We start from the raw sequence: 20,411 nt of genomic DNA, 5'->3' as shown, positions 1-20,411 counted from the left end.
CAAAGCCTAATTATTGGCTTTGGTTGCTCTTTATGTTAATACAATTAAGCAAATTTTAGAGTTTGCTTTGATATAATTTAGCCTTTAAATTCAACTCTTAAAGGAAATAAAATGGCAAAAGTTGGTATAGTATATGGCTCAAATGCCGGAGATACTAAAGTTGTAGCAGAGTATATAGGTCAGGGTTTTGATAGTGAAGTAATTGACGCAAAAGATCTTACGATTGATTTTTTAATCAAATATGATAAGTTGATTTTCGCAGCTTCTACACATGGCCATGGAGAGCTACAAAAAGATTTTAGAGCTAAATTAGATATTATAGCTGAGGCTGAGTTTGGCGGTAAAACTCTAGCTTTAGTAGGTGTAGGCGGACAGGTTAAACATCCTACGACATTTCTTGATGGTTTAGTAGAGTTTTTACCATTAATTCGTGGTGCTAAGCTTGTAGGTGCTACTGATATTGATGGATATGTGTTTAAAAATTCACTATCATTTATAAATGGTAAATTTATTGGTCTTGCGATTGATTATAAAAATGACAAAGATTGGCAAGCTAGAGCTGATAAATGGATTGAATCTATTAAATCTGAATTCTAAATCTTATAAAGCTCAAAGTTAGCAATGGAAGCTTTTTTATTTGCAGAATATGTCGGTATAGCCTCAGCATCTTTGAGCGGATTTTTGTTTGGAATACGCAGAGGCTGTGACTGGCTAGGCGTATTTTTAGCAGCATTTTTAACTGCACTTGGTGGGGGATTAATTCGTGATATTATCGTGGGTCGCCCTGCATATTCTTTTACGCATTATATTCCTGTTTGTATTGTATTGGCTGTTATGATTTTGGCGTTTTTACTTAAATTTCACCAAAAAGATAGAAATAATCTAGATAAAAAATTTATATTTATTATGACTGATGCAGTAGATGTAGTAAGCTTTTCTATTGTTGGGGCTATTGTATCTTTGGAATTTGGGCTTAATATTTTTGGCGTGATTATGGTGGCGTTTTTTAATGGTGTTGGTGGCGGAATTATAAGAGATATGCTATTAAATGAGGTTCCGTGGTTTTTAAAAACTGGATTATATGGTACGATTAGTATGGGTGTTGGAGCGATTTATTATCTAATGCATCTAGCAGGACTAACTAATATTTATTGTATTTTTGTGTTATTTACATTTGGTGTTACATGGCGGCTTGTAGCATACTATAGAAATTGGAATTTGCCGCAAATTCACTATAAGGATTAATTTATGCTAATGAATAACTATTCTAGAGCCGATGTGGGCTTTGTGCGTGGAGATGGTGCTATTTTATGGGATGATAGTGGCAAAGATTATATAGATTTTGCTAGTGGGATTGGGGTTTGTGCTTTAGGTCATAGCCACAAAGGTGTAGCGAAAGTGATCGCAAAACAAGCCAAAACTCTCTTGCACACTTCAAATTTATATAATATCGCCCCACAAACCAAACTTGCTGATAAGATATCAAATTTACTTGGTGGTGGATATGAGCTATTTTTTGCTAATAGTGGTGCTGAAGCAAATGAGTGTGCGATAAAATTAGCTAGAAAATTTGGTTTTAGCAAGGGCAGAAAAAGCGAAATTATCAGCCTTAAAAACTCATTTCACGGCAGGACAATAGCTACTTTAGCGATGACAGGGCAGGATAAATTTCATCCAGATGAATTTGGTGCTTATCCAGATGGATTTAAATTTTATGATAGCATAGATGATATTATCGCAAATTTAAATGAAAATACCGCAGCTGTAATTATAGAATTAGTCCAAGGTGAAGGCGGGATAAATCCACTTGATAAGGATAAAGTTCAAAATTTAGCTAAAATTTTAAATCAAAAAGATATCCTACTCATCACCGATGAAGTCCAATGCGGCGTATATCGCACAGGGGAGTTTGTCACCTCTAAGCTATATGATATCACACCTGATATCATTACATTTGCCAAAGGGCTTGGTAATGGTGTGCCAATTAGTGCGTGTGCAACTAGAAAATCTATATTTTCGCCAGGAGATCATGGTAGCACCTTTGGTGGTGGATTTTTGGTTACAGCTGTATCAGAGTATGTCTTAGATAAGTTGGATGAGCTTAAAAATAGTGGAAAATTGGATAAAATAATAGCTAAATTTGAGAAAAAAATAGATAAATTAATAGAAGAAAATAGCGATATTTTTCTTAAAAGAGTAGGTATTGGCTTGATGCAAGGTGTAGTCCTTAAAGATCCAAATTTACTATCTCAAATCGTATCAAAAGCTTTAGAAAATAGGGTTTTGATCTTAAGATCTGGCGATAGAACGCTAAGATTTTTACCACCACTAAATTTAAGCAAAAAAGAGATGAAAGAGGGCTTTATAAGATTAAATTTAGCTATAAATAAGGCTAAAAAATGAGGCTAATCACCTATAAAAAAGATGAAAGCATAAAGCTTGGTATATTAAGTGCAAATAACCGCATAATTGATATTAGTTATGCTGGAATAAATAAAAAGGATATGAACGAATTAATCACCACACTAAGTCAAGATGAACGTCAAATTTTAGAAGACCTTGGTACAAAAACAGGTGGTGAACCATATGACAGTGTAGAGATTTTAGCACCAATATTATCGCCTATTCAAGATATTATTTGTCTTGGAATTAACTATATGGAACACGCTAAGGAGTCTTATAGGTTTAAAAAGATTGAATTTGATGGCAAAAGAGAATTTCCTGTATATTTTGGCAAACGAGCAAATTATATTTTAGGTGATATGGCAATATTCCCAAGTCATAGTCATATTACACAAACTTTAGATTATGAGGTTGAGTTGGCACTAATAATTGGCAAAGACGCAACTAATGTAGCGCAAAATAGGGCGCTAGAATATGTTTTTGGATATACAATTTTAAACGATATCAGCTCACGAGATATCCAAAATCGATATAAGCAGTGGTATTATGGTAAAAGCCTAGATGGCTCAACACTTATGGGGCCATGGATTGAGACTAATCTAGATATATCAAATTTGAAAATAACTTCTAGAGTTAATGGGGAATTGCGTCAAAATGCAAATACTGCTGATATGATTTTTGATGCAGCATATGTAATAAGTGATTTAAGTGCTGGAATGACACTAAAGGCTGGAACGATAATTTCTTTAGGTACACCAAGTGGTGTTGGAATGGGTTTTACTCCACCAAAATATCTCAAAAAAGATGATATTGTAGAGTGCGAAATCGAAGGGATTGGCGTATTAAAAAACATAGTCGGCAAATAAGCAGTTGGGATATTTAAGCAAATTTAAAATATAATACAGAAAAAAAGGAGAAAAAATGGCAGCATCAGATGAAGATGTAAAAAATGAAGGTAAAAAGAGTCCAGTGGTACTAATAGCGATTATAGGCGTAGTGGTCTTTTTACTTATCATTGGAGTAATTGTTGCAATGCTTTTGATGGGCGGAGGAGATGATAAACAAGTGTCTCAAGCAGCTGATACACCAGCATCACATATGGCTCCAAAACAGAGGTCAAATGACTTTTTTAACATCGGCCCTATGTACCCAATGGATCAGTATGTAGTAAATTTACTTAGCGAGAGTGGTACAAGATATCTAAAAACTACTATGAATTTGGAATTAAGTGAACAGACTTTAAGTCCAGAAATAGATAAAAAACAAGCACTAATTAGAGATATAATCATTAGAACTCTTTCGGCTAAAACTTATGAAGATGTAAGCACAGCTAAAGGCAAAGAGCGTCTCAAAGATGAATTGGTAACTAGAATAAATGAAGTCCTAAGAGATGGATATATCAAAAATGTATTTTTTACTGATTTTATTGTACAATGATAGGTATTGATATTGTCAGTATTAAAAGGATCGCTGCAGCCAAGGCTAGGCACGGCGATCTATTTTTACATAAATTTTTAAATCCTAGTGAAATTGAGCTAGCTAAAAGCGATGAAACTTTAGCTGGTTTTTGGGCTGCTAAAGAGGCTATTAGTAAAGCGCTTGGTTGTGGTATCGGAGCTGAATTTGGATTTGGTGATGCTACAATTTATAAAGATAATAAAGGTGCGCCAAAAATCAAATTTAATACAGAAACACTTTATAAATTTAATATTAAAAATACTTCTCTTAGTATAACTCACGATGGTGGATTTGCAATTGCTGCAGTGATAATTGAGCGATATTAAGCCATATAATTTGTAATATTAAATAATTCAAATTAAATTTTAAATCCTTATTTTATTAAATTAAAATCTGAAAATATATAATAATACAATTACCAAAATCAATATTTGCTTAATAAAATTCAAATTGATTAGTTTACTAAAAAATTTAAATTTATAAATATAATTGATATAAAAATAGATTAGTGATTCATTTTAACGTTATTTGGGAATATTTTTAGCAAAATCAAACTATGAGTTTTTGTTTTTCATTTACAGTTAAAAACTCTACTTTGATTATAGCTAAAAAGATAGATTTTGGAGTAAGCAATGCGCCAAAATATGAAATAGACACAAAAGAGCTATATAGCCTTGAAATTAATGAAGCTTATAGAAATGTATATCAAAGCGTTGTTTTGCAGTGGCAAGATATTAGCAGTGGGGCTATGCGCCATCTTCGTGCTGGTAGTGGCGAGCCTAGTTATAATATGAGAATAAGCCAGCCTAAAAGCGATGGCGAGGCATACGCTAAAGCAAATGCAAAGCTAAACGAGCTTAAAAAAGGCGGTATCAGCGGTAGGTGTAGCCTAGCAGGGGCTAATATCATTACTGGCGGCTCTATAGCGTTTAAAAATACAAACAGCGATATAGAGCTAAAAAAGTTTAGCATAACAAGCGTAAGGCATACGCTAAATAGTAGGGGATATAGTATTGAGATTGAGTTTGAAGGGTGAATTGGTGAGGCTAGTTGTGATCTAAATTGGCTTTTTAAATAAAAATATAATAAAGTAGGGTGGTAAGTAAATTTTATATCTTAGATTTAAATTATTGAAATTTAAAATAGTAAGAGCATATATATCAACTACAATTATTATTGTTTAGTTTTACATCTGTATTATTGCTTCATTAGCCCCATTAATGCACTACAATTATCATAGATGATAACTCTACATATATTTCTAAAAATATTACAATGGTTGATTGGTAAAGATTAAATAAAAACATAAAATGATTGAAAACAAACACTTGACAAAACAAAGCTATAATTATTATAAAATAATTAAAAATATATATAAAAAGCACTATTTTATATATTTAGTATTGAAAACTATAATTTTCAAACTAAAATAAATTCACCTATTTTGGGTTTTTTGATACTAAAAAATCCCCATTTTGCCACTATTTATAAGATATATGTATAATAATACATAGTAAAATATGTATTATTTTCATTAAAATAATAAGTAAAATTATTCTTGAAATTTTATGTATTATTTTATGTAAAATTTTACAATATATAAACCAAGAAATTAACTTAAATCAAAATTATATTATATTTAGTATAAGCAAAAACTGAGCCAAAATTTGAATTAAACTGAAATTTATATTAAAATATAAAAAGATATAAAAGCTAAATAAATCAATATATTTGACTTATGCTGCAGTAAATGACAACTAAAAATATATAATTCATTCAAGATAAAAATTACTAATATAAGCTAAATTTAATCTTGATTATAAATTTATTTTGTCACTTATTGCAGCTAGTGTTTATTTGATTCTTTTTAAAACTACACCACATTCAATGTGATTAGTATGGACAAATTGGTCAAATATTGCAAATTTTACCACTTTATGTGTTTGACTTAGTATCTCTAAGTTATTTTGCAATGTCAGTGGATTGCATGATATATAAATTATATTATCTATCTTGCTCATAAAATCTAAAACGCTATCTTCGCACCCCGCCCTTGGTGGATCGACTAATATATGGCTAAATATATAACTATCTAAATCTACACCACGCAATCTCTCAAACTCTCGCTCCTTAGCCATTGCGCTCATTATCTCAGCAGCACTTAGTCTAGCAAATTTGATATTATTTACGCTATTTAATTGGCAATTTTTTAAAGCCATATCAATTGAGCTTTTAGATATCTCAGTAGCTAAAACTTTTTGAAATTTAAGACTAATTGGTATAGTAAAATTCCCATGTCCGCAATATAACTCTATTAAATCTGCTGCATTTTCTACTGCATTTACAGCCCATGAAATCATTTTTTCATTCATCTTTTTATTTGGCTGGATAAAGGCTGTATCGCTCATAATATAGCTAAACTCACGCCCATTTATATTTAAAATCTCATTTATTTTTGTATCGCCAAATTCTAGCTTTACTCCCCTACTCCTAGCTATTAGACCTATTCTTAGCTTAGATTGTATATTGACTAGATTATCTTTTATACTATTTACATCTTTATGGTATAAAAGTGTCGCTACAAGGCTATTGGCTGAGCTGATAAACTCTACGCCAAATAATCGCTCTACTAGAGCCTTATCTTCTTTTATTGTTTTTAGAAGATAAGGCATTATATTTGATATCTTAGTATCTACTATCTGGCAGCTTTGTATCGGTAATTTAATATTTTGCTGACTACGCATACAGTAGCTTATATCGTTATTTTCATGCCAAATGCCAAATTCAGCTCTAGAGCGAAATCCACTCTCATCTGAGTCAAAAAACTCAAATTCTCCACTCCAAAACTTGCTAAAAAGCTCCCTTATCTTAGCGATTTTAAGCTGCTTTTGCTCACAATAGCTAAGAGTCAAAACACAACTTCCACAATCTCCTAAATACCTACAATCCACGCTTATACCCTACTCTTTTTCAAAGAAAAATCCAGCCCAACTCTGCGTAGTTGGCATAACTTCAAGGCTATTTATATTGACATGTTTTGGTAAATTTATACAATCAAGCACAATCTTAGCTATATCATTAGCTTCAAGGTAGTTTGTCCCATCATATACAGCATTGCTTCTTTGCTCATCGCCTTTATATCTTACTAGGCTAAATTCAGTCTTAGCAATGCCAGGAGCTATCTCAGTAACTCGTATATTATCGCCTTTTAAGTCATTTCTAAGATTAAAGCTAAACTGCTTTACAAATGCCTTTGTCGCACCATAGACATTTCCGCCAGGATATGGCCACTGACCAGCCACGGAGCCAAGATTAAATATATATCCGCTTTTTCTTTTAGTCATAATAGGCAAAACCGCCTTTGTAGCGTATAAAAGCCCTTTGATATTCGTATCTATCATAGTTTCAAAATCATCTAAACTAGCCTCATTTACACGCTCAAGCCCAAGAGCCAGCCCAGCATTATTAATCAAAATTTCAATATCTCTAAACTCACTTGGAAGACTATCTACGGCATCAAATACTGCTTTTTTATCCCTTATATCACAAGCCATTATATGCGTATTTTTTAGCTCATTTGCTAAAGCTTTAAGTCTATCTTGACGGCGACCAAGGAGTATTAGCTTATAGCCATCTTTTGATAATATTCTAGCCATCGCTTCTCCAAAGCCAGATGTAGCCCCAGTTATAAAAGCTGTATTTTTCATCTTTAATCCTTAAATTTTATCATTTTGTGGGATAAATAGTTGATAGCTATCACCCAAAATATAGTGCAAACGATTAATATCTTTAGAAAAAATCGCTCCAAATTTACCATCCATAATCTTGCTACTAAAGCTTAAAAATTGTAAAATATTCTCATTATTTTTAAGCTTTAGTAGTGGATTTGTGCCATCATTTACGATATTTACCTTTTTATCAAAGATTTTTGATAAGCTCTCAAAATGCTCCCTTAGCTCTTTACTATCATCATCAAATTTGTTATCAAAATGGTAAAAATATATACTAAAATCAAGCTGCTTACAGCAATCCATAATTACGCTAGAGTTGCTCTCAGCATCAGTTTTATCGCCTAAAATTACACCTCTTTTAACACTATTTAATCCACTTGTGCCTATTTTTAATACAGGAACTTTTAGAGCTTCATAGCCCTTTTTATATAGATTAAATGCTCTACCATTAGTAACTACTAGACCGATATCAAGCTCATTCATTTTAGATTTTTGAATCGATATTGTAGTGCTAAAGTAGTCAATTTTGATAAAAATACTATCTGATCTAAGCTCTTTTATATCGCTAAAAATTTTGCTAAGAGTTGGATTTACTACCTTTATATATAGCTTTTTGCTATTTAATTTTTTATGTAGTTCTAATGTATCGCTTAGCAATCTTTCTATATCGTTATTGCTCATTAGCTTCATATCCAAGGCTAAATAGATATTATTGCCAAATGGATTTGGGAATTGGCCTGGCTCTTTTTTGATAGCACGAAATACATTTTCTAAAATTCTAGGCTCGCCAACTACTAGCAAAGTATCATTTGGCAAGATTAGTGTATTAGAAGTAGCTATTGTATAACTTCCATTGCGATATATCATAGCAATTTTCCAGCGTTTTTTACGGATATTACCTACATGGCGGTAAGCATAGCTACTACCATGTGGGACTTGAACTTCCATAATCTCCCCTAGCCCAAGACCGATATTATCAGCAATTACTGGCACATCAGGCAAGAAATCCATAAATCTAGAGCTTAGAATCTTTCTAGCATCAATTATAGATATTAGATTATCGCCCTTAAAATGCCTTCCCATACCCCATAAATCTAGCACATCTATCTCTAAATTTGGATAAATTTGACGCAGATTTTCACAAACGCATCTTATATCAAATTCATTTTGCATTATCACCATAGCTTGTTCAAATTCGGTTTTTAAATGTAGTTTAAGCTTACCAAGGCTAGTTGGGTCAAAGTTATAAAATATAAAATTCTCAAAATTCACATCCCAGCTAGGGATCGTCTCTTCATTATAGGTGATTACTGTGTAGTTGTGTAAGGCGTTATTTTTGCTATTAAATAGTCGCTCTAAGAAATTTTTAGCCAAAATCCCATCAGCAATAATCAAGATATTTTTCATCAATTCTCCATAAAAATATGGCCTTATATTATCATAATTGAAATTTAAAATAGATAAAATGTGGATTTTAAATATCTGTATCTAACTCATTATTATAAAGCTAAACAAAGTCAAATAAAATTAAAAATACGATAATAACTTAAAAGTATAAAATATTAAACTCTTAAACAGAGATATTATTGTTTTTGCCATTATCGTATAAAATATATTAATAATAAATAGTTGAGATATTATGATTTTTCGTAGTTAGTAAAATTCTTATAAATGTGTTATAATGTTTTTATAATTTTTATTATTGAAAGAATAATTGTATGGCAACTTCCTATATATTACCAAAATCGGAAATGACAGAAGAAGATATTAAACTTCAATTTATTACTCCAGCATTGTCGGCAAAATGGGATACTAAAAAAATAACCATGGAGACAGCTCCTGTAAATAATTTCACGGATGGGAAGGTTCTCATTAAAGGAAATGTTCCAAGTCGTGATAAAGGGAAAAGGTGTGACTATGTTCTTTGGTATAATAAAGGGACTCCACTTGCGATTGTAGAAGCTAAAGATAATAATCATTCAACATCGTTTGGTATGCAACAAGCCATTTCCTATGGAATTATGATGAATGTTCCTTTTGTCTATACATCAAACGGAGATAGCTTTTTTGAACACGATTTTACAACTGGGCTTGAAAAAGAATTTCCCCTTTCGGAGTTTCCCACTGCAGATGAACTTTATGCCCGGTGGAAAGGTGTTGATGCAACAAAAATTCTAGAAGTTGAAAACCGAGAACGATATGTGATGGATGGGGAATCAAAAGCATATGATATTCCACTTTGTTTTGAAGAAAATCTTTTGAATACGCCTTTCTATTCTGGTTCAAATTGTTATCCCCCTAGGTATTATCAGCGAAATGCGGTAAATAGAACCCTTGCGGCAATTTCACAACAACAAACTCGAATTCTTATTGTAATGGCAACTGGAACAGGAAAAACCTATACGGCTTTTCAGATTGTATGGAGACTCCTTGAGTCAGGAGCAAAGAAGAAAGTGCTTTATCTTGCTGATAGAAATAATCTCGTAGATCAGACTATTAACGGTGACTTTAAGCCTTTAGAAAAAGTAATCCACAAAATCAATTTCCAAAAAGAAGATAAATCAAAAATTTCAGCATATCAGGTCTATTTTGCCCTTTATCAACAATTGGATTCCGCAAAGCACCAAGGAGAGGAAGTTGAAGAAACAGAAGCTGAAATAGAAGCAGAAATTGCCAAATATAAAGAGTTCTTCAAACCAGATTTCTTTGATCTTATTATTGTTGATGAGTGCCATCGTGGGTCTGCAAAGGCTGATTCTCGCTGGCGAAAGATTCTTGATTATTTTAGCAGTGCTACACAGATTGGTATGACGGCTACACCAAAAGAAACAAAATATGTTTCTAACATCGATTATTTTGGAGAACCTGTTTACAGCTACAGTCTTAAACAAGGAATTGAAGATGGATTTCTTGCTCCATTCAAGGTAATACATGTTCGCACTAGTATTGATGATGGCTGGAGACCAAAACTAGGTCAAAAGGATATTAACGGAGTAGAAATCGAAGACCGAGAATATAATCTTTCAGATTATGACTATAATATTGTCATCCAAGATAGAATTGATGAAGTTGCCCAAGAAATTACAAAGTTTTTAAAAGAAACAGACCGTATGTCCAAGACAATTGTATTTTGTCCTACAGAAGATGCCGCGGAACGCATGCGAGTTGCACTGAACAATTTAAATACTGATATGATTTTGAAAGATAATCAGGGCAATGTAAAAGAGCAGTATGTTGTCCGTATCACTGGAAGTGATAAATATGGAAAAGAAAAGCTGGATTATTTCATTTCAGTTTCGCAGCCATATCCCGTTATTGCAACTACATCAAAGCTTCTTTCTACTGGAAGCGACTGCAAAATGGTAAAACTCATTGTTTTAGATGAGCTAATCAATTCAATGACAGAGTTTAAGCAGATAATTGGCCGTGGAACTCGTCTGAGATATGATGAGGGAAAAACTCATTTTACAATAATGGATTTTCGCCGTGTAAGCCGTTTGTTTGCCGATCCAGAATGGGATGGAGAGATTGAACAAGATGATGATTATAATCCAAATCCACAGCCAGAAGGCGAATATGAGGGTGATTTTGGAGATGGCAGTGATGATAAGGGGAGCCAAAATGGTAGGAAAGAAATTCAGTTTGTTGGAAAAGGCAGCGTTACTATACAGGTTCTACAAAGAGTAGTTTCTATCTACGATACAGATGGCAAACTTCTGAAGCAAGAAAGCATCGAAGATTATACAAAAGAAAGTATTCTTGGAACATATCAAACCCTTGAAAATTTTATCCAGACCTGGAATGAAGAGCAGAAGAAAGAAGTCATCCGCAATATACTTAAAGAGCGTGGTATAGATTTAGAACTCATTAAAAAAGATCAAAATATGATGGATGTGGATGACTTTGATTTTATCTGCCATATCGCATTTGACCAAAAGCCCCTGACTCGTCGTGAGCGTGCAGAAAAGGTAAAGAAGCGAGATCTTTTTGGTAAATATGGAGAAGCTGCAAAAGAGGTGATCAATGCGCTGCTGGATAAATATGCCCAACTTGGCATTTACGACATTGAGTCAACCGAAATTCTCAAGCAGAGTCCATTTACAAAGTTTGGGAAACCTTCTCGGATTGCAGCCTTGTTTGGTGGAAATGATAAGTATAGAACAGCTCTTCGTGAATTGGAAAATGAATTATATAAAATAGCGTAAGGTGTGTCACACGGATTGGATTTTGCTAACACAAAATCTGAAAAAAAAGGAAATCAAAAATCCGTGTAACAAAATAAAAGGGATAAATAAATGAGCAACTTAAGTGGTTTTGTAAAAAGAGTCCGTGATGTAATGCGGAACGATGCCGGTATAAATGGTGATGCCCAGAGAATTGAACAGATAACCTGGATGCTTTTCTTAAAAGTTTATGACGCAAAAGAAGAAGACTGGGAATTTGATGATGAACAATTTGAATCTATAATTCCCCCAAAATTACGCTGGAGAAATTGGGCTCATGTAGAAAATCAACATGATGGACTTACCGGAGACCAGCTTTTGAATTTTGTAAACAATGAACTTTTCCCAACATTAAGAAAACTTGAAATAAATTCAGATACCCCAATTCGCCAAAGTATTGTGCGTACAACTTTTGAAGATGCAAACAATTATATGAAAGATGGAGTGCTTCTCCGTCAGATTATCAATATTATTGATGAGCTTGATTTTGGAAGCTATGAAGAAACCCATGCCTTTGGCGAAATATATGAAACTATTTTAAAAGAACTTCAAAGTGCAGGTTCTGCGGGTGAGTTTTACACTCCACGTGCCGTAACAGAGTTTATGGCAAAAATGATTAAACCACAAATTGGCGAAACTATGGCTGATTTTGCCTGTGGAACAGGAGGCTTCCTTTCAAGTTGGATAAAAGAACTTGAAGCAATCAAAGACGCAAAAGGATCAATCAGCAATGAAGATTCTGAAAAACTTTACAATTCAATTTACGCAATCGAAAAAAAACAATTCCCTTATATGCTCTGTGTAACAAATATGTTGCTTCACGGAATTGACAATCCAAAAGTATTTCACGATAACTCACTTACAAAAAAACTTTTGGACTACACAAAAAAAGATGCATTTGATGTAATTCTTATGAATCCACCTTATGGCGGAAGCGAAAAAGAAGACATCAAGCAAAACTTTCCAGCCGATCTAAAATCAAGCGAAACAGCAGATCTTTTTATAGCTGTTATTTTGTATCGCTTAAAGAAAAATGGTCGTGCCGCTGTAATTATTCCTGATGGATTTTTGTTCGGCAATGATAACGCAAAGGTAAATCTCAAGAAGAAGCTGCTAACAGAGTATAATCTACATACCGTGGTGCGGTTACCACAAAGTGTCTTTTCTCCCTATACAAGCATTACTACAAACATCTTGTTTTTTAATAATGAAGAACCAACCGGTAAAACATGGTTTTATCGTGTAGATATACCAGATGGAATTAAATACTTTTCTAAAACTAAACCGATGAAACTTTCTGATTTTGATGATTGTGTTGCATGGTGGAATGACCGTAAAGAAATAGCCGATGAAGAAGGAAATTCAAAGGCAAAATGTTTTACTTCTCAAGAGCTTATAGAAGGTGGCTATAACCTTGACCTTTGTGGTTATCCTCACGAGGAAGAAGAAATCTTAAGCATAAAAGAGACAATCATAAATTATAAAAAGCATAGTGAAGCTGCAGAGGAAAAAATCAATTCAACACTAGCAAAAATTACTGAAATTCTTGGAATTGAATTGTAGGAGAAAAATTGGCAAAGACTTATACTATTCCTAAATTACCACTTGGAATTGACCTTGAAACAAAAGAAATACTCAAACAAGTTAATCTTGCAAACAAAGCGTTGGCAGAATTAAAAGGAGTTGCTCATACAATTCCAAATGAAGGTGTTTTGATTAATTCTCTTGTTATACAAGAAGCAAAGGAAAGTTCCGAAGTAGAAAATATAGTAACAACCCATGATGAGATTTTTCAAGCAGATCTTTCTGTAAGTAATTATGCAGTTAGCAATGCAGCAAAAGAGGTTATGAATTATAGAGAAGCTATGCTTGAAGGCTTTTCAAGAGTAAAAGAAAATATGCTTCTTACAAATAACATTATTAAAAATATTCAAGAAAAGCTTGAAAAAAATAAAGCTGGGTTTAGAACAAGTGCTGTAACATTACAAAATTCTAAGCAAGAAATTGTTTATGCTCCTCCAAAAACAGGAGATGAAGTTGAACATTATATGTCAAATCTTGAACACTTTATTAACAATTCTGAATTATCTGATTTAGATCCATTGATTAAACTAGCAATAATACATCACCAATTTGAAAGTATACATCCTTTTTATGATGGTAACGGAAGAACTGGGCGTATTATTTCTGTTTTATATTTAGTACAAAATAGACTTTTGGATTTACCAATTTTATATTTGAGTCGTTATATCACTCGTAATAAAGCCGATTATTACAAATTGATTCAAGCTGTCCGTGATAATGATGGAGATATAAAGGATTGGCAGAATTGGGTTATGTTTATTCTTAAAGGAATAGAAGTTACATCTAAAGAAACAATTATTTTAATAAATGGTATTGCGCAATTAATGGCACAATATAAAGCAATCTTAAAACCCGTATTTGGAAAAACATATAAACATGAACTTTTGAATAATTTATTTTTCCATCCGTATACAAAGATTGAATTTATTGAACGAGATATGAATGTTCAACGCAAAACGGCAGCAAAATATCTTGATATGATTGTAGATTTAAAACTTTTGACAAAAATGAAAAAAGGATCATCTAATTATTATATTAATAATGCTTTATTTGCATTATTTCTAAATCAGGGGAAAGTTGTATCAGAAGTTGAAACTATTGAATCTGTAAAATCGTAATATGTACCCAATTTAACGATTTTGGGTACATGCTCATTCGTATATGTACCCAAAATATTGTTTTTGGGTACATATTGATGACATTATGTACCCAATTTGATGAATTTGGCAACATAAAAAAGGAAACTAAATTGGCAAAGATAAAAAAAGATACAAATTTAAGAAAATCAATTCTCCAAGCGGCCATAACAGGCCAGTTGATTAGTAATGTAGAAGGGGAAACTAAAACCGGCAAAGAGCTTTTAGACAAAATTATAGAAGAACGCAACGCAAAACTTCTAGCCCAATGGGAAGAAGCAAAAAAGAAAAACCCAAAAGCCAAAAAGCCCGCTCCAATTGTCCCAAGTGAGATTACAGAAGATGAAATCCCCTTTGAAATTCCTAAAAGCTGGTGTTGGTGTAGATTGGGGGATGTGGCTTTTATTGCAAGAGGTGGGTCTCCCCGTCCAATTAATGAATATCTTACAAATGATTCTGATGGTTATAATTGGATAAAAATAAGCGATACAGATAAAGGTGGAAAATATATTAATTCAACCAAACAAAGAATAAAAAAAGAAGGTCTTTATAAAACACGTTTAATTCATAAAGGGGATTTTCTTCTTACTAATTCAATGAGTTTCGGTCGTCCCTATATTTCTAATATCGAAGGGTGCATTCATGACGGTTGGTTAGTTTTTTCATTTCCAAATAACTGTATTATTTCAGATTTTATTTATCACCTGTTATCATCATCTTTTATTTATAAGCAATTTGCTGATAGTGCAGCAGGAGCTGTAGTTCAGAATTTAAATACTGATAAAGTTATAGAAACAATTCTCCCCCTTCCACCACTTGCCGTGCAAAATGCAATTGTTGCAAAACTTGAAGAAGTGCTGCCATTGGTTGATGCTTACGAAAATGCGGTTCTCCAAAAAGAGGAATTAAAAACCGCTCTTCCAGACAAAGTAAAAAAAGCTATTTTACAAGAGGCAATACAAGGCAAACTCACAAAATCTTGGCGAAAAACTACCACAATAGAAGAAAGTGGCAAACAACTTTTAGATAGAATTATAGAAGAACGCAACGCAAAACTTCTTGCCGATTGGGAAGAAGCAAAAAAGAAAAACCCAAAAGCTAAAAAGCCCGCTCCAATTGTCGCAAGTGAGATTGCAGAAGATGAAATCCCGTTTGAAATACCAGAAAGCTGGTGTTGGTGTAGATTGGGGGATGTATTTTCTACTATGTCTGGATTAGGATATAAAAAAGATGTTCTTGTTGAAAAATCAGAAAAGATGATTCGTGTTCTTAGAGGTGGAAATATTTTAGATACATCATACATTTTCAAACCTGATGATATTATGATATCAGATAAATATGTAAAACCTGAATTATTCTTAAAGAAGAATTATTTAATTACACCAGCTGTAACAAGTTTAGAACATATTGGAAAAATTGGATATGTGGAAAAAGATTATACAGATACCGTAGTTGGAGGATTCGTATTAATGCTAATTCCTCATTATCACAATGAAATCCTTTCAAAGTATTTTTTGTATCTTTTTGGTACTCGTTGGCTTAGAGATATGTGTAAAGAAATTACTAATAAATCTGGACAAGCATTTTATAATTTATCACGTGATAAATTATTACAGTTGCAAATCCCCCTCCCACCACTTGCCGAACAAGAAAAGATTGTAGAAATAATCGAACAGATGTTGCCTTTGTGTGAGAAGTTGGGATGATGAAATGACTTTTGATGAAAGAATAAGAAAAGTAATTTTAGATATTTAAAGAGAATAATATAATATAAAAGCCTTTTTATAGCTAACTTCTGCTTTAAACTTAAAGTATATTTATATGAGACCTTTAAACTCAAAACTATAAGAAATTTTGCATATTCTAAATTTATTATATTGATAAAGCAATTTAATATTATATATCTTAATACCTTGTGTTTTGCTTTTTAAATCAGTTTAATTATTCTAAATTCTAAGCAAGATTTTGCTAAAATTACGCCGATTTAATAAGGATTTATATGGAATTTAAGATAGATAAAATAAGTCAAAACGCTAGGGCTTGTACTATTAAGATGGCTCACGGAGTTGTACAAACTCCAGTATTTATGCCTGTTGGCACACTTGGGGCGATTAAGAGTCTAGATGCAGTTGATATGAGCGAGATTTTAGGAGCTAAGATTATTTTAGCTAATACCTATCATATGTATCTACGCCCCGGAAGTAAGGTGATAAGGGGATTTGGCGGACTTCATGGGTTTAGTAAATTTGGTGGCAATTTCTTAACTGATAGTGGTGGATTTCAAGCTTTTTCTCTATCGCACCGCTCTAAACCAGATGAAAATGGGATTAAATTTAAAAGCCATATAGATGGTAGCCTTCACTACTTCACACCAAAAAGTGTGCTAGATACGCAGTATGATTTGGGTAGTGATATTATGATGATTTTAGATGATTTGGTGGCACTACCAGCGACAAAAGAACGCATAGAGCTAAGCCTAAAACGCACGATAAAATGGGCTAAAGAGGCTGAAATTTATCACAAAAGCCAAAAAAGCAAAGGCATAGGAGTAGATCAAAATCTATTTGGTATAATACAAGGTGGGACTGACTATAACGCTAGAAAAGAGTGCGCTATGGCCTTGTGCGATATGGATTTTGATGGTCTTGCTATAGGTGGGCTAAGCGTGGGTGAATCTAATGAGCAGATGTATGATACAGTAGAGGGCGTAATGCCATATATCGATCCAAATCGCCCAAGATATCTAATGGGCGTTGGTACTCCAGAGGATTTAGTAGAAAATGTAAGCCGTGGTGTGGATATGTTTGATTGCGTGATGCCTACAAGAAATGCTAGAAATGGCACCCTATTTACTAGCTTTGGTAAGTTAAATATCAAAGCAGCGGCCTTTATCAATGATCATGAACCAATAGATAATGAGTGCCAGTGCTACACTTGCAAACGATATAGTCGTGGATATTTAAACCATCTATATAAGGCTAAAGAGCTTACATTTTTTAGGCTTGCGAGTTTGCATAATCTACACTACTATTTAAATTTAATGAAAGAGATGAGAGAGGCTATAATGGCTGATAAGTTTATAGAGTTTAAGATGGAATTTTATGCTAAAAGGGCTTTAACTAAATAGCTAAAGACTATAATTAGAGTATCACTAAAATTTTTAATACTTTTTATAGCTTTTAAAAACTTAATAAAATAGATTTAAATTTAATAGTTTTAAATTTAAATCTATGCAATGCAAGATATACAGAATGCGGTATTTTATATAATCTTATAAATTTTTTAAAATATTTTTATCAATTTGCTCAAATCCTTGATCAAAAAATCCACTATCAGGCTGAGCATAAAACTCATAATCAAAAATCTTAGTTCTTAAGCTATGTAGATATAGTCTTTTTGAGCTACTTTTGGCATATTTTTCATCTCCGACAATGCCAAATCCACTACTTGCTAAATGCACTCTAATCTGATGAGTTCTACCAGTTTCTATATCTATTTTTAGTAGTGATTTTTTACCTTCGACTGCTACTGGAGTGATATGCGTGATAGCTGTTTTGCCACTTTTTAGATCGATTTTGCTAAAGGCTCCAGATTTTGTTTTTATAGTTGTTAGTGGCTGGTTTATAGTAAAGCTTTCACAAACTATACCTTTAACAACTGCAAGATAGGTTTTACCTACCCTATTTTGTGCAAATTCTTTAATAGCACGCTGTTGAAAATCTTCATTTTTATATAGCAAAATCACTCCACTAGTCTCTTTATCTAGACGATTTAAAAGTGGAAATTTAAATATTTCAGCGATCTTTTCACTTGTGATAAAAGGTGGTTTGTTGATTGCTATTATATTTTCATCTTCAAAAATTTTCACTGGTTTGGCTAGTTTTGTTACCTTAAATTTAGCACTCTCTTTTAAAAGTCCTCTAGCAAGCACAAGCCTTTGGCCGCCTACACTTACTAGTCCAGCGTCTATTAACTCCTTGGCTTCGTTGTTTGAAATGCCCTCTTGAATTGCTAGAAGTTTATAAGCCTTTTGCATATTTATCCTTTTATCTCTTTTATTATCTTATCCATATCGCACATATTTATAATTTTTGTGTTTTTTAAATTTGAATTTATCTTTTGCCATACATTATCATATGAACAAAACTCAATCCCGCTTACTGCTTTATATAAATCTTTTTGATTATGGATATACTCTCCGCTTAAAATTTTGCATTTAAATTGAGCTGCCTCTATAGGATTATGCCCTCCAATGCCCTTTTCAAAACTACCACAAAGCACGACAATATCAGCAATTGCATATAAATTAACCAGCTCCCCAAGAGTATCTACAAGAATAATCTGCGAATTTAACCCCATATTATCACTAAATCTCTCAAAGCTTATATTTTTAATACTATCTTTAATAATATTATAAACGCTATCAAATCTCTCAGGATGACGCGGAACTATAAAAAGCTGGTCATTATCCTTAAGAATTAGATTAGCTAATAGATTTTTCTCTTCATTTTCATGTGAACTAGCTATTATTATCACTCTTTTATCTGGTTTTTTATATTGCTTTGATGGCTTTGGTAGATTGGCTGATTTGATATTTCCTACGACTTTGATATTTTTAGCCCCTAGGCTTATTAAGCGATCTTTATCTGTCTGGCTTTGTGCTAAAACTAAATCAACATATTTAAAAAGCCATTTATAATAAAATTTAAATCTTAAATAATTTTTATAACTTTTATCACTAATTCTAGCATTTAAAAGTATAGTTTTAGAGCCGTTTGATTTAGCTACTCTAAATAAATTTAGCCATAATTCTGCTTCAAAAACTATTAAAACATCTGATCTGCTTAACCAAAAAGGCAAAAAGCACTCAAATGGTAAAAACCTACAATCTGCATATCCCTTAGCCTTATCAAATCCAGTTTGGGTAATTACACTTACTCTACAATCTTTTAACTCTTTTACTAAAGGCTCAATAGCACAAGCCTCACCAAAGCTACAAGCATGAAAATGGTATTTAGCAAATTTAGGCTTTGGATTGCGATATAAGAAAAATCTAGCCCTAAGGCTACGGACAAACTTTTGCTTAAAACTTAAAAGCCATAAAAATGGCGAGCAAATTCCGAGCAAAAGTGCCGTACATAGAGTATAAATCACTCCTCAATAGTCTCTTTATATAAGATTCTACCACAATGTGGACAAGTTGTGATATCTTCACTTTTAATAATATGAGCATATGTTTTATCATTAATTTTCATAAAGCAACCATAACACGCCTGCTTTCTAACTGGTACAACTGCTGTATTTTTTGCCCATTTACGAATTTTTTCATAAAATGTAAGTACTTTTTGATTCATATCAGCTAGCAACTTCTCTTTTTGATCATAAATCTTGCTTCTTTCATTTTCAATAGCTTTTAACTCATCAGCTACTTCGCTATTTAAGCTATCTAATGCACTTTGAGCATTAGATTTTTTCTGTTCTAGTTCAGTTTTTAACTCATTTTTGCTATCTATTATTCTCTCAAGTCTGCCAATCTCTTCATTAGCTGCTTCAAGTTGATCTTTTGCTAGATCCTCTTCTAAATTTAGAGCTTTTATCTCTTTTTCGCTTTTGACAGTTGAAGATTTTTTGCTAATATCTTTGATTTTGGCATTAAATTCATTAATATGAGAATTTGTATTAGCAATTTGTGCCTTTAACTCTGATATTTCTGTATCAACTTTTTCTATATTTTCATCTATAGTTGTTATTTCATCTTTTTTAAGTTGTAAATTTCTATTAATACTCTCAATTCTTGGTGCGTAATTATCTATTTTTTGGTCGATTTGTGATAAATTCACAAGTTGTTGTAAATACTTATTCATTGATTTCCTTTG

At 32.6% G+C, this 20,411-nt stretch carries 18 protein-coding genes; 12 read left to right on the top strand and 6 right to left on the bottom strand.

All coding sequences use genetic code 11. From position 1 onward, the window contains the following. Positions 1 to 111 precede the first annotated feature (111 nt). From CIGN_RS04175 to CIGN_RS04145, 7 genes are all read left to right on the top strand, one after another. Positions 112 to 597 (top strand): flavodoxin domain-containing protein, encoded by a 486-nt coding sequence (locus CIGN_RS04175; RefSeq protein WP_086302347.1) that lies wholly within the window; start codon positions 112 to 114, stop codon positions 595 to 597. A gap of 24 nt (positions 598 to 621) precedes the next feature. Then, positions 622 to 1,245, top strand: a complete 624-nt coding sequence (locus tag CIGN_RS04170; RefSeq protein WP_086224500.1) for a trimeric intracellular cation channel family protein — start codon at positions 622 to 624, stop codon at positions 1,243 to 1,245. A 3-nt stretch (positions 1,246 to 1,248) separates the two neighbouring features. Then, complete coding sequence (locus tag CIGN_RS04165) at positions 1,249 to 2,403, top strand: aminotransferase class III-fold pyridoxal phosphate-dependent enzyme (RefSeq protein ID WP_086302345.1); 1,155 nt, start codon at positions 1,249 to 1,251, stop codon at positions 2,401 to 2,403. Beyond that, positions 2,400 to 3,269: a fumarylacetoacetate hydrolase family protein gene (locus CIGN_RS04160; protein ID WP_086302343.1), complete on the top strand. Its 870-nt coding sequence runs from the start codon at positions 2,400 to 2,402 to the stop codon at positions 3,267 to 3,269. Before CIGN_RS04165 ends, CIGN_RS04160 begins: the two co-directional genes overlap by 4 nt. A 55-nt stretch (positions 3,270 to 3,324) precedes the next feature. Beyond that, positions 3,325 to 3,840 (top strand): flagellar basal body-associated protein FliL, encoded by a 516-nt coding sequence (gene fliL / locus CIGN_RS04155; RefSeq protein WP_086232079.1) that lies wholly within the window; start codon positions 3,325 to 3,327, stop codon positions 3,838 to 3,840. Next, the gene (acpS, locus tag CIGN_RS04150; protein WP_086234479.1) at positions 3,837 to 4,187 is read left to right on the top strand and encodes a holo-ACP synthase; all 351 of its coding nucleotides are present in this window, start codon (positions 3,837 to 3,839) and stop codon (positions 4,185 to 4,187) included. The genes fliL and acpS overlap by 4 nt, the downstream gene beginning before the upstream one ends. Before the next feature lie 230 nt (positions 4,188 to 4,417). Continuing rightward, entirely contained in the window at positions 4,418 to 4,897 is a 480-nt protein-coding gene (locus CIGN_RS04145; protein ID WP_086302341.1) for a hypothetical protein, read from the top strand. 817 nt (positions 4,898 to 5,714) lie between these two features. Here CIGN_RS04145 and trmA read toward each other — a convergent pair. From trmA to CIGN_RS04130, 3 genes are read right to left on the bottom strand one after another with little or no spacing between them, the layout of a single operon-like run. Then, positions 5,715 to 6,812: a tRNA (uridine(54)-C5)-methyltransferase TrmA gene (trmA, locus tag CIGN_RS04140; RefSeq protein WP_086302339.1), complete on the bottom strand. Its 1,098-nt coding sequence runs from the start codon at positions 6,810 to 6,812 to the stop codon at positions 5,715 to 5,717. 9 nt (positions 6,813 to 6,821) lie between these two features. Further along, positions 6,822 to 7,568 (bottom strand): SDR family NAD(P)-dependent oxidoreductase, encoded by a 747-nt coding sequence (locus CIGN_RS04135; RefSeq protein ID WP_086302337.1) that lies wholly within the window; start codon positions 7,566 to 7,568, stop codon positions 6,822 to 6,824. Positions 7,569 to 7,577: 9 nt separating this feature from the next. Beyond that, positions 7,578 to 8,999: a COG3400 family protein gene (locus CIGN_RS04130; protein WP_086302335.1), complete on the bottom strand. Its 1,422-nt coding sequence runs from the start codon at positions 8,997 to 8,999 to the stop codon at positions 7,578 to 7,580. 344 nt (positions 9,000 to 9,343) lie between these two features. On the opposite strand from CIGN_RS04130, the gene hsdR reads away from it, so the two are divergent. From hsdR to tgt, 5 genes are all read left to right on the top strand, one after another. Next, the gene (hsdR, locus tag CIGN_RS04125; RefSeq protein ID WP_202819618.1) at positions 9,344 to 11,797 is read left to right on the top strand and encodes an EcoAI/FtnUII family type I restriction enzme subunit R; all 2,454 of its coding nucleotides are present in this window, start codon (positions 9,344 to 9,346) and stop codon (positions 11,795 to 11,797) included. 90 nt (positions 11,798 to 11,887) lie between these two features. Further along, positions 11,888 to 13,378 carry a type I restriction-modification system subunit M gene (locus CIGN_RS04120; protein ID WP_086302331.1) on the top strand — a complete coding sequence of 497 codons (1,491 nt, stop codon included), beginning with the start codon at positions 11,888 to 11,890 and terminating at the stop codon, positions 13,376 to 13,378. Between the two features lie 8 nt (positions 13,379 to 13,386). Continuing rightward, positions 13,387 to 14,517, top strand: a complete 1,131-nt coding sequence (locus CIGN_RS04115; protein ID WP_086279876.1) for a Fic family protein — start codon at positions 13,387 to 13,389, stop codon at positions 14,515 to 14,517. A gap of 131 nt (positions 14,518 to 14,648) precedes the next feature. Next, positions 14,649 to 16,241: a restriction endonuclease subunit S gene (locus CIGN_RS04110; RefSeq protein WP_181892524.1), complete on the top strand. Its 1,593-nt coding sequence runs from the start codon at positions 14,649 to 14,651 to the stop codon at positions 16,239 to 16,241. Positions 16,242 to 16,534: 293 nt separating this feature from the next. Further along, a complete protein-coding gene (tgt, locus tag CIGN_RS04105) occupies positions 16,535 to 17,662 on the top strand; it encodes a tRNA guanosine(34) transglycosylase Tgt (protein ID WP_086302327.1) in 1,128 nt (375 codons plus the stop codon). 144 nt (positions 17,663 to 17,806) lie between these two features. Here the strand turns inward: tgt and CIGN_RS04100 are convergent, their stop codons facing one another. The 3 genes from CIGN_RS04100 to CIGN_RS04090 are packed head-to-tail and all read right to left on the bottom strand — an operon-like array spanning position 17,807 to position 20,399. After that, positions 17,807 to 18,571 carry a pseudouridine synthase family protein gene (locus CIGN_RS04100; RefSeq protein ID WP_179187530.1) on the bottom strand — a complete coding sequence of 255 codons (765 nt, stop codon included), beginning with the start codon at positions 18,569 to 18,571 and terminating at the stop codon, positions 17,807 to 17,809. A 2-nt stretch (positions 18,572 to 18,573) separates the two neighbouring features. Further along, positions 18,574 to 19,689 carry a lipid IV(A) 3-deoxy-D-manno-octulosonic acid transferase gene (gene waaA, locus CIGN_RS04095; RefSeq protein ID WP_086302325.1) on the bottom strand — a complete coding sequence of 372 codons (1,116 nt, stop codon included), beginning with the start codon at positions 19,687 to 19,689 and terminating at the stop codon, positions 18,574 to 18,576. Continuing rightward, complete coding sequence (locus CIGN_RS04090) at positions 19,686 to 20,399, bottom strand: zinc ribbon domain-containing protein (protein WP_086302323.1); 714 nt, start codon at positions 20,397 to 20,399, stop codon at positions 19,686 to 19,688. Before CIGN_RS04090 ends, waaA begins: the two co-directional genes overlap by 4 nt. Between the last annotated feature and the right edge of the window lie 12 nt (positions 20,400 to 20,411).

The organism is Campylobacter devanensis (assembly GCF_002139915.1).
GTDB lineage: Bacteria > Campylobacterota > Campylobacteria > Campylobacterales > Campylobacteraceae > Campylobacter > Campylobacter devanensis.
The sequence above is the reverse complement of the archived record's forward strand: the minus strand, read 5'-3'. Positions and strand labels throughout refer to the sequence as shown.